Annotated in this window: 7 protein-coding genes, 1 pseudogene and 1 other annotated feature; of the genes and pseudogenes, 3 read left to right on the top strand and 5 right to left on the bottom strand. The window is 31.8% G+C overall.

Annotated elements, in window-relative coordinates:
* Nucleotides 1–99 precede the first annotated feature (99 nt).
* A complete protein-coding gene (locus CN514_RS17925; protein WP_097978353.1) occupies nt 100–714 on the bottom strand; it encodes a PH domain-containing protein in 615 nt (204 codons plus the stop codon).
* Nucleotides 715–1,033: 319 nt separating this feature from the next.
* Between CN514_RS17925 and CN514_RS17920 the strand changes: the two genes are divergently transcribed.
* Complete coding sequence (locus CN514_RS17920; protein WP_098233765.1) at nt 1,034–2,590, top strand: ABC-F family ATP-binding cassette domain-containing protein; 1,557 nt, start codon at nt 1,034–1,036, stop codon at nt 2,588–2,590.
* A 67-nt stretch (nt 2,591–2,657) separates the two neighbouring features.
* Here the strand turns inward: CN514_RS17920 and CN514_RS17915 are convergent, their stop codons facing one another.
* On the bottom strand, nt 2,658–3,251 hold the full coding sequence (locus CN514_RS17915; RefSeq protein WP_098233764.1) for a nitroreductase family protein: 594 nt from the start codon (nt 3,249–3,251) through the stop codon (nt 2,658–2,660).
* Between the two features lie 616 nt (nt 3,252–3,867).
* Nucleotides 3,868–5,556, bottom strand: a complete 1,689-nt coding sequence (gene argS / locus CN514_RS17910; protein WP_098233763.1) for an arginine--tRNA ligase — start codon at nt 5,554–5,556, stop codon at nt 3,868–3,870.
* Between the two features lie 42 nt (nt 5,557–5,598).
* Nucleotides 5,599–5,820, bottom strand: a binding site (T-box leader).
* A gap of 122 nt (nt 5,821–5,942) precedes the next feature.
* Between argS and CN514_RS17905 the strand changes: the two genes are divergently transcribed.
* Together CN514_RS17905 and CN514_RS17900 are read left to right on the top strand one after the other, a co-directional pair.
* Nucleotides 5,943–7,028 (top strand): tetratricopeptide repeat-containing glycosyltransferase family 2 protein, encoded by a 1,086-nt coding sequence (locus tag CN514_RS17905; RefSeq protein WP_286141738.1) that lies wholly within the window; start codon nt 5,943–5,945, stop codon nt 7,026–7,028.
* 160 nt (nt 7,029–7,188) lie between these two features.
* Complete coding sequence (locus CN514_RS17900) at nt 7,189–8,247, top strand: glycosyltransferase (RefSeq protein ID WP_176525958.1); 1,059 nt, start codon at nt 7,189–7,191, stop codon at nt 8,245–8,247.
* Nucleotides 8,248–8,269: 22 nt separating this feature from the next.
* On the opposite strand, the gene CN514_RS17895 is transcribed toward CN514_RS17900, so the two are convergent.
* Together CN514_RS17895 and CN514_RS25800 are read right to left on the bottom strand one after the other, a co-directional pair.
* Nucleotides 8,270–9,646 (bottom strand): glycosyltransferase, encoded by a 1,377-nt coding sequence (locus tag CN514_RS17895; RefSeq protein WP_098233766.1) that lies wholly within the window; start codon nt 9,644–9,646, stop codon nt 8,270–8,272.
* Between the two features lie 220 nt (nt 9,647–9,866).
* Nucleotides 9,867–10,357, bottom strand: a pseudogene (locus CN514_RS25800) (hypothetical protein); the annotation flags it as partial.

The following is a 10,357-nucleotide window of genomic DNA, read 5'->3' as shown; positions in this document are numbered from 1 at the left end:
TTTTACTTACTCATGAATCCTTATAATCACATTTCTCTAATCTAAGGCACAAAAAAAGTCTCATAAGCACTTTGACTTACGAGACCTCTCTTTACATAATTAATTATTAATATACTTCTCAAATACCGATCCGAAATCTTTAACTTTGTATTGCTCTCTAGACTTCATTAACCATTCAAAAGCAGCTTCATTAATTTCTTTAAAACTGTTCACTAAATTATTTTCATTTGAAGTTACGCGACCTAATGTTGTGGAAGCAATTTCGATGCTTTCTTTTGCATATCCTAGTGCTTTTTCGTTTTCATGACTAATTTCCGCAATCATTAGTAACGCTTTATATAGATCCTTAACTTGTTCAATATGTTTTTTATGAACATCAATCGAAAACTCTCTACCACCAATGTTGAACTTAATTTCAACATCTAAATCAATTGTACCAGCTGTTTCAAGTAAAACATGTGTGATTTTATGTGTGTGATAATTATAACGATGAAGTGTACGCTTCTTACTTATTGCACTTGTACCGTCTAAATGAATTAAAGCTTTATTCGTAAAGCAATACTCATCTGATTTTGATTTAATTAAGAAATAAATTTTTTCATTATCTTCATGCATTACATAATCGTCAGAATCAACTTTGTCATAATTTTTCGGTTCAATAACACTACCTACATCACTTAACCCAAGCATATCTGCAGCAACTTTACCAAACATTAAACTTCCTCCTCCGAATAGTGAGTATGGCTAATTCTATATTTATACGCATTGAAAACCCACTTTTTGACTATTACACTTCTGAATTATACATTAAATACAAAAATAAGGGGATAGGAATAGTAGGTTCATATGGTTTTTTTTTCCTCTTTTAAAAGTCCCCTATTTTATTTCGGTTATAACTCTCCCCTTAAGTTATAACTTAATTTACTGTTGAACACTTACCCAGTTGCAGACTATAATTAGATGGTGACTGTTTAAATTACGTTCTTTCATTAAGAACATTATTATATGAAAAATAAAGAAAAGGTGTCGATCAATGAGTATTTTAACTGTAAAAAACTTAAGCCATGGATTCGGTGATCGTGCAATTTTTAATGATGTATCATTCCGTCTATTAAAAGGTGAACATATCGGTCTTATTGGTGCAAATGGTGAAGGTAAATCAACTTTCATGAATATCGTTACTGGAAAATTACAGCCTGATGAAGGTAAGGTTGAATGGTCTAAAAAAGTGCGTGTAGGTTACTTAGATCAGCATGCTGTATTACAACCAGGTATGACAATTCGTGACGTATTAAAAAGTGCTTTCCAATATATGTTTGATATGGAAAATGAAATTAATGATTTATATGTAAAAATGGCTGAAGCAACTCCGGAAGAAATGGAGAAAATGCTTGAAGATGTAGGTGTTCTTCAAGATACTTTAACAAATAATGATTTTTATATTATTGATGCTAAAGTTGAAGAAATTGGTCGTGGTTTAGGTTTAGAAGATATCGGACTTGACCGTGATGTAACAGAACTTTCTGGTGGTCAACGTTCAAAGGTTCTTCTATCAAAACTTCTTTTAGAAAAACCAGATATTTTATTACTCGATGAGCCTACTAACTATTTAGATGAGCAACATATTGAATGGTTAAAGCGTTATTTACAAGAGTATGAAAATGCATTTATTTTAATTTCACATGATATTCCATTTTTAAATAGTGTAATTAACTTGATTTATCATATGGAAAACCAAGAATTAAATCGTTATGTTGGTGATTATGATAATTTCAAAGGAATTCATGAAATGAAAAAATCACAATTAGAATCAGCATATAAACGTCAACAACAAGAAATCTCTGAACTAAAAGATTTCGTTGCTCGTAATAAAGCTCGTGTTTCTACTCGTAATATGGCTATGTCTCGCCAAAAGAAACTTGATAAAATGGATGTAATTGAGCTTGCACGTGAAAAGCCAAAACCAGAATTTAACTTCAAACCAGCTCGTACTTCAGGTAAATTAATATTTGAAGCAAAAGATTTAGTGATTGGTTACGATGAGCCTCTATCAAGACCTTTAAATCTACGTATGGAACGTGGACAGAAAATTGCTTTAGTTGGTGCGAACGGTATTGGTAAAACGACGTTAATGCGTAGTTTACTTGGTGATATTAAACCAATTTCTGGTGAAGTTGAGCGCGGTGAATTCCTTCACATTGGATACTTCGAACAAGAAGTAAAAAGTGATAATAATAAAACATGTATCGATGAAGTTTGGGATGAATTCCCATCATTTACACAATATGAAGTTCGTTCTGCACTTGCAAAATGTGGTTTAACGACTAAACATATTGAAAGTAAGGTTGCAGTTTTAAGTGGTGGAGAAAAGGCGAAAGTTCGTTTATGTAAGTTAATTAATCAAGAAACAAACTTACTTGTACTCGATGAGCCTACTAACCATTTAGATGTAGATGCTAAAGAAGAACTTAAACGCGCACTAAAAGAGTACAAAGGAAGTCTTTTAATTATCTGTCACGAACCAGAATTCTACGAAGGATTAGTTACAGATGTATGGAATGGCGAAAACTGGACTACTAAAGTGTTTTAATAAATACAAAAAAGAGAGACGAAAAAATTGTTTTCGATCTCTCTTTTTTTGTTTATCAAACCTCTTTTTAAAGTGAAATATTTTCACTAAGCTTTGAAGTCCATTCACTTGGGTGTTTTCTTTTCTTTGTTCCTTTTGGAATTGAATTAATATAACCGATATGAAGAGCTCCTAAAATTTTTCGATTTTCAGGAATACCCATCTCTTTGTAAAATTGTTTATCAAAAATATAAGGATTTGTTCTCCATACCATTCCAATATTTTTTTCCCAAGCTGCTAATTGTAAATTTTGAACAAATGCACAGGTTGCGCCAATCGCTTCTAAATTTTTCTTTTCATTTTCTGAGTGGTCTGTCGTTATAATTAAATGCATAGGTGTGTCAACAATATATGTTTTAAAGAATTCTGTTGATTTTTTAATTTTCTCAATTGTGTATGTTTCAGTTAATTCCATTCTTTCGTAGCTATCTACAATTTTTGAAGCATAATATTCTTTTTCTTTTTCTTCTGAAACCATTATGAATTGCCAAGGCTCTTCTTTGCTGTGGAAAGGAGCATAAGATGCTGCTTCAAGTAGCTCCATTAAATCTTCCATATTAATTGGATCCTTTTTTGTATCTCTAATCGTTCTTCTATTTTTAATAAAATTTAATATCGACATTGAACGTTTCCCCTTATTCTTTAAATATCTTAAATTCATTATAAATGTAAATGATAATCATTTTCAATAATACTTTTAATTTTTAACATAATAAGGTAAGAAGTCTCCTTCCTCAAGCGTGTGAAGGACTTTAGTCCAACGGTAGGTGGGAGATGAATTGCCTTTTTTCGATCGAAAAACATATGGTTATATGCTATGATTTTCTTATGAATTGTTCTTTGATAAGTAGTTATATAATGTTGAGTGGACAAATAAGACATAGTGCGAAAACCAAGCCCGTCACCCTTCCGCTCGTAAAATAACTAAGGTAACGAAAGAACCTCCATTCGTTGGACATCTACCGCAGGAACTGTGGGAAGTAACGCTCGTGGAGATGAAAGGGTGCTTTCGTCACGGAATCGAGAAGCCCCCACTTCAAGCGTTAGCTAAGTGGTGGGAGTGGTTCACTTGTTTTCTTAGACTTCATTAATCCTTTTTCATTTGGATACATTGTTAATCGAATCCTTACATAACTATTTATATGTAATAATAATTAGAAAGACTGTGTTCCCGCGTTCTACAATCAAATCCAAAAAAACAGGTATTGAAGAAAAAAATTTCTTCAATACCTGTTACTTTACATTTCTTTTGGAGCACGAATTCCTAATAATCTTAGTCCTTCTTCTAAAACAATGGAAATGACTTTAATTAATGCTAATCTACTCTCTAATTGGTCATCATTTGTTAGAATATGAGTATGTCCATAATATTTATTGAAGCTTTGTGCCAAATCTATTGTATATTTAGCAATCACAGATGGTTCAAATTGTTCAAAACTACGTGTAACTTTGTTAGGAAACTCAAGTATATGTTTTATAATGTCCCAACTGTATGAATCATCTAGCCCATCTTGTTTATTTAAATCCTTTGATGAAGCTTTATCTAAAATTGAATTTGTTCTCGCAATTGAGTATTGTACATATGGCCCTGTTTCACCTTCAAATTTTAGCATCTGATCTAGTGAAAATTCGATGTTATTCATACGATCATTTTTTAAATCTTGGAAAATGATTGCACCGACGCCAACCATTTTTGCGACTTCTTCTTTATTTTTTAATGTAGGATTTTTTTCTGCAATATTTTGACTAGCTAAACTAATCGCTTCCTCAATTACCTCTTCTAAAAGAACAATTTTCCCTTTTCGCGTTGACATTTTTTTACCGTTTTGTAGGATTAAACCGAATGGAACATGTACCATTTCATTTGCCCATTCATATCCCATTTTTTTCAAAACTGTAAATACTTGATTAAAATGCAATGCTTGTTCACCACCTACAACATACACTGCTTTATCAAAATCGTAAGTTTCTTTACGATAAAGTGCAGCTGCTAGATCTCTTGTAGCATACAGCGTAGCTCCATCAGATTTTCTAATTAAGCATGGTGGTAATTCCTTTTCAGTTAATTCAACAACATCGGCACCTTCAGATTCCACTAAAAGATTTTTTTGCTCTAGAAGTTCAATAACTCGGTCCATTTTATCATTGTAAAATGCTTCTCCGTTAAAGCTATCAAAGTTAACCCCTAATAAATCATAAACTAACATGAATTCTTTAAGAGATTCGTCACGGAACCACTTCCATAAGTGCAGGGCTTCTTCATTTTTTTCCTCTAATTGCTTAAACCAACTTCTAGCTTCTTCCTCAAGTTGAGGCTCTTTTTCAACTTCTTCATGAAATTTAACATATAATTTTAAAAGTTCTTTGATTGGATTTTCTTTTACTGCGTCCTGATTACCCCAAAGTTTATAAGCAACAATTAATTTCCCAAATTGTGTTCCCCAGTCTCCAAGGTGATTAATTTTTATTGCTTTATACCCATTTTTTTCAGCAATTTTAGAAATTGAATTTCCAATCATTGTTGAACGCAAATGCCCCATCGAAAATGGCTTTGCAATATTTGGTGAGGAACAATCAATCGCAACCGTTTTGTCTTCACCAGTTACTTGATTTCCATATTCATTCCCTTGACCAAGAACAAATTCAATTACTTGCTTACTTACAAGCTTTTTATTCAAAAAGCAGTTTACGTACGGGCCGTTCGCTTCTACTTTTTCAATTAAATCATGATTAATCTGTGGTGCAATTTCCTTTGCAATTATGACAGGAGATTTTTTTAATGCTTTTGCTAATTGGAAACAAGGAAATGCTAAATCGCCTTGATCTGCATAAGTGGGTTTTTCGATTAGTAAGTTAATTTCAGTTAAAGTTAGTGATCCATTTAAAGCTTTTTCAATTTGTTCACTATACATATTTACATAATTCATTCTGATCAATCCTCTCCAAAATATAAAAAACCCGTCTCTATCATAAGAGACGGGTTTAACTAATCCGCGGTACCACTCTAATTGTTCAAAAATATTGAACCAACTTTAAAATTTGTTAACGAGGTCTTCCCCGGCAAAGTCCTACTATTATTTCAGACTGCTTCTCCGAAGTGCGCTTCATCTTATTCACTCTGTTAGGCTTCCACCATCCCCAACTCTCTACAAGAATCAAAATAAGATTACTCTCTTCATCTAAAAATTTTCAATATTCATTTTTTCCATTTAATCATATCTAATGTAGAATATCAACATTAATCTTTTTTTGAACTTTATGAATGACACCTTTTGTTGACAACCTTAATAACATAGAAATTGAGGTGGAATTCATGAAAAAAAAACCAATAACTTTAAGTCTTTGTATGATTGTTAAAAACGAAGAAGCTGTACTTTCCAGATGTTTATCATCTGTATCTAATATAGTAGACGAAATTGTCATTATTGATACTGGTTCAACAGACAAAACAAAGGAAATAGCTAAAAAGTTTACAAATCTAATTTACGATTTTACTTGGATCAATGATTTCTCTGCGGCAAGAAACTTTGCGTTTTCTAAAGCAACGAAGGACTATATTATGTGGCTAGATGCTGATGATATTATAACTGATGAAAATGCAAAAAAATTACTTAAATTAAAAAAATCATTAACTAAAAATGTCGACGCTGTCGGAATGAAATATCATCTAGCTTTCGATGAAAATGGTAATCCGAGCTTTAGTTCAGTAAGGAATCGAATCGTTAAGCGAGAAAAAAACTTTAAATGGATTGGTTTCGTACATGAATATTTAGAGGTTTACGGCGAAATTATTCAATCGGATGCCGCAATTATTCATCAAAAAGACAAAGAGTTTTCGGATCGTAATTTAAAGATTTATGAAAATGCGATTTCTTCAGGAAATGAATTAAGTCCTCGTGACAAATACTATTATGCTAATGAATGCGTAGATCATCAGCTATACGAAAAGGCAATTGAATGGTATGAATTGTTTCTTGATGAAGGAAAAGGCTGGTACGAAGATAATATTCAAGCCTGTGGAAAAATGGCAGACTGCTATTTAAATCTAAACGAATCAGAAAAAGCAATTAGCAGTTGTCTAAGATCATTTTCTTATGATGGACCACGTGGAGAAAACTGCTGTCGTTTAGGATTTGTGTATCTTCACAAAGGTGATTTTACACGTGCTATTTCATGGTATAAACTTGCTACACTTGTTGATGTTCCTACAAGTAGTCCTTTTATTAATCAAGCGTGTTACACTTGGTTACCTAATCTACAGTTATGTCTTTGCTATAGTCGATTAGGCGATCAACTTACTGCTAGAAAATATAATGAGATAGCAGCAAGCTATGTTCCTAATAACCCTTCTGTTCTTCACAACCAAGAGTATTTCCGCTCATATTTTAAAGACCAATAACTCACCCTTACTATCTACTAACTTTATTTCCTAGATCCTATCTGTTTAGTAAACATAATAGATGATTTGGAAACTACTAATAACTACTAATTAAGTAAATCAACAATTATATATCATAATCATTTAATACAAAATCAACATTATAGAAAAGGGTGATAGCTTGATCACAGTCAGTTTATGCATGGTTGTACAAAATAATGAAGCCACAATTGAAAGATGTCTTAGTTCAGTTAGTAGCTTAGTTGATGAAATTATCATCGTTGATATGAATTCCCACGATCGAACGATTGATCTAGCAAGACAGTATACAGACCAAATACATGTATTTGATGGCGTGGATGAAATAGATGCATTAAATTTTTCTAAATCATTGGCAACAAAAGACTTTATACTTTTACTCAACCATAGTGAAGTTTTACTAGAAAATGATCGTTTAACATTTTCTAATCTAAAACAATTAATAAACAATGAAGTTTATAATGTAGCTGTCGATTATCAGATCGGCTGGAATGTAAAAAGTAAACAAAAAATTAGTAGATTATTTAAAAGGTTAAGTTCAAATAGTCTTTCCCCGAATATGGAAAATGAACAAACCTCTGAATCACTTTCTACTAATCTTGTTATTACAGATCTTCCTTTTACACAAAATACAAAAGAAAATATTCAAATATATGAACAAATGTTAAGAAACAAACTCAAACTTTCAACAATGGATTTATTTTATTATGCAAAAGAATTAAGTTCAGATCATCAACATGATCAATCAATAAAGTATTTTTTAAAATTTTTGAGATTAAATCAGCCATATGAAGAACTTAATATTCTTGCATGTAATTATATTGCTAATTGTTATCACGAGTTTAATCTAAGAGACTTAGAAACTACTTGGTTATTAAAAGCTCTTAAATATGGTAATACTCATCCAGAAACATGTTGTAGATTGGCTTATACATTTTTTGAGAAAGATAATTTCAACTCAGCAATTTATTGGTATAAAGAAGCAACCTTAAATAAGGTGAACAATCGCTTGATGCTTCACAACCCATCATGTACTACTTGGCTACCACATTTACAGCTAGCTGTATGCTATGACAGAATAGGTGAATTGCGCCTTGCAAATGAGCACAATGAATTAGCCTATCATTTTTACCCAACACACCCAAGCATTCTTTCAAATAGAGAGTACTTTGCAAATAGATTAAATAACGAAGGCAGTTGAGGATCCCTCAACTGCCTTTCAATCATTTTTTTCTTATTAGCAAGAGCATATTATATATTTCAAGATTTGAAGTTAGTTGTTCAAGATTTATTCCAAAGCTATGAGCTAAATGAACTACTTCTTCAAAAAACAACTTAATATTTAAATCTACATTTATAGTTTCATTCTTTGTTGTCGTTACTTCAAATTGGTCAGTAGGAAATAGCCTATTAATTGTTTGAGGCGTAAAAAATCTAATATTTTCTTTTCTCAATATTCCAGCGTGAATATAATTCCATTGGCCTTGTAGTAATTGAAAGATAACTTCACCGTGGGAAACATTTGGAACTCTACAAATAATTGAGCCAGATGGTTTTAAAAGATTGGTGATCTCTTTTACATAACTCCAAGGATCTACAAGATGGTTTATAACATTATCAATTATGATTAGATCAAAAAACTCCTCAGGGTAACTGTGGGGCACTTCGTCAATACTGATGGTATCAATTCTCTTATAAAATTGTGATGCAATTGAGGATAACTCTGTATCACTTTCTGTTCCATATAATTCACATTTGTACAGATTTTTAATTTCTAGACCTGATGCTCCAGCTAAGCAACCAATTTCTAATACATTATTTATGTTACCTGGTACCATTTCAATAACTTCAGTCTTCGGATAACCAATATCAATTAGTTTGTTTCCCCACTTCTCGATATATTTCATTCTATTTTCAAAATATAGGTGATTTATGTTAATATCACTATTTCCATTGAATGTCATGTGCCCATAATGATGAACAAATGAATCTAATGCAATATGCAATTCATATCCTTCTAAAATAGTCCTTAAACAAATATCATCATCTTCAAATGAACCTAGTTTAAACCTTTCATCAAATCCTACTAATCGATCAATTAGTTCACGTCTAACTAATAAACAAAATCCTACTAATCTTAATACTTGCTTAGACATTCCTTTTACATTTGCACAATATCTTAATGAAAAATCATTAATTTCTTGATCATTTTGATAATCAACATTAATTCGCTGCAATCCACTTACATAATTACTCACAGGCCCAACCATGCCAATTTTATCATTACTATATAAAAGAGTAAGCATTGCATCTAACCAATTTTCTGTAACGATTGTATCATTATTTAAAAATAACAAGTTATCACCTGTTGCGACTTCAATTCCTTGATTACAACCTTTAGCAAACCCCATATTTATCTCATTAAAGATTGTAATAAAGGAAGGATTACTTTTTAAATATTCTCGTGTTCCATCAGTCGAGCCATTATCAATAACAATAATTTCTACTTCATCTTCATTTGTATATTTCGCAAGACTTTCAAAGCATTTTTTTGATACCTCGAGCTGATTATAAGTCAAAATAATAATACTAGTTTTCATTCTTTTAACACCTTCTTCAAATCTCCCTGTTTCAACATAAATGATTCCTTTCACATAAAACATATCCCTAAAAATTAACTTATATTTGTCAATCACCTTAATTAACATATTCACCTAAGGAATATTTTGTCAGTATAAAATGTTTAGTAAAAAATATTTCATCCTTTGTTTGTTATAAAAAATGAGTCCGTTGTTATTACAACGGACTCCAAAACTTTAATTAGCTCAGTTCAATTATAACAATACTAATATTTGGATGATTAGCATCTTGAACCGGGAAAGTGATGTCTGTAGTACTATCAACAATCATATTTAAGTTAGTTGGTACGACTTGTCCAACAGTACTAATAATAAATTTACCTGAACCTTGAGAAGCAGTTACTAAAGCTGCGGAACTTGGATCAGTAAATCCACTTCCTGGAATGTCAGTTCCTGCTAACGTAAAATGAACTGAAACTTCTGAAACAGATGCATCACCAACAAAAGTGTATATAACATGATAAATGTGATTTTGAGCAAGTACAATATTTGGTGAACCTGCTGCATGTGTAATATCTGTTCCTGAAATGGTTCCATTCGTATCAAAAGAAACTGGATTACCCGTTGTTATAGTTTGAGTACCTACGTTAAATATGTGTGCAGATGCTGCAATTGTTCCTGTTGGGCCTGTTGCTCCTGTTGCTCCTGCTGCTCCTGTCGCTCCGTCTGCTC

The sequence above is a fragment of the Bacillus sp. AFS001701 genome (assembly GCF_002559405.1).
GTDB lineage: Bacteria > Bacillota > Bacilli > Bacillales > Bacillaceae_G > Gottfriedia.
The sequence above is the reverse complement of the archived record's forward strand: the minus strand, read 5'-3'. Positions and strand labels throughout refer to the sequence as shown.

Bases quoted from the DNA above. Each gene is read 5' to 3' on its own strand.
- CN514_RS17925 (WP_097978353.1), bottom strand. From the start codon at position 714: ATGTTTGGTAAAGTTGCTGCAGATATGCTTGGGTTAAGTGATGTAGGT.
- CN514_RS17920 (WP_098233765.1), top strand. From the start codon at position 1,034: ATGAGTATTTTAACTGTAAAAAACTTAAGCCATGGATTCGGTGATCGT.
- CN514_RS17915 (WP_098233764.1), bottom strand. From the start codon at position 3,251: ATGTCGATATTAAATTTTATTAAAAATAGAAGAACGATTAGAGATACA.
- argS (WP_098233763.1), bottom strand. From the start codon at position 5,556: ATGAATTATGTAAATATGTATAGTGAACAAATTGAAAAAGCTTTAAAT.
- CN514_RS17895 (WP_098233766.1), bottom strand. From the start codon at position 9,646: ATGAAAACTAGTATTATTATTTTGACTTATAATCAGCTCGAGGTATCA.
- CN514_RS17905 (WP_286141738.1), top strand. From the start codon at position 5,943: ATGAAAAAAAAACCAATAACTTTAAGTCTTTGTATGATTGTTAAAAAC.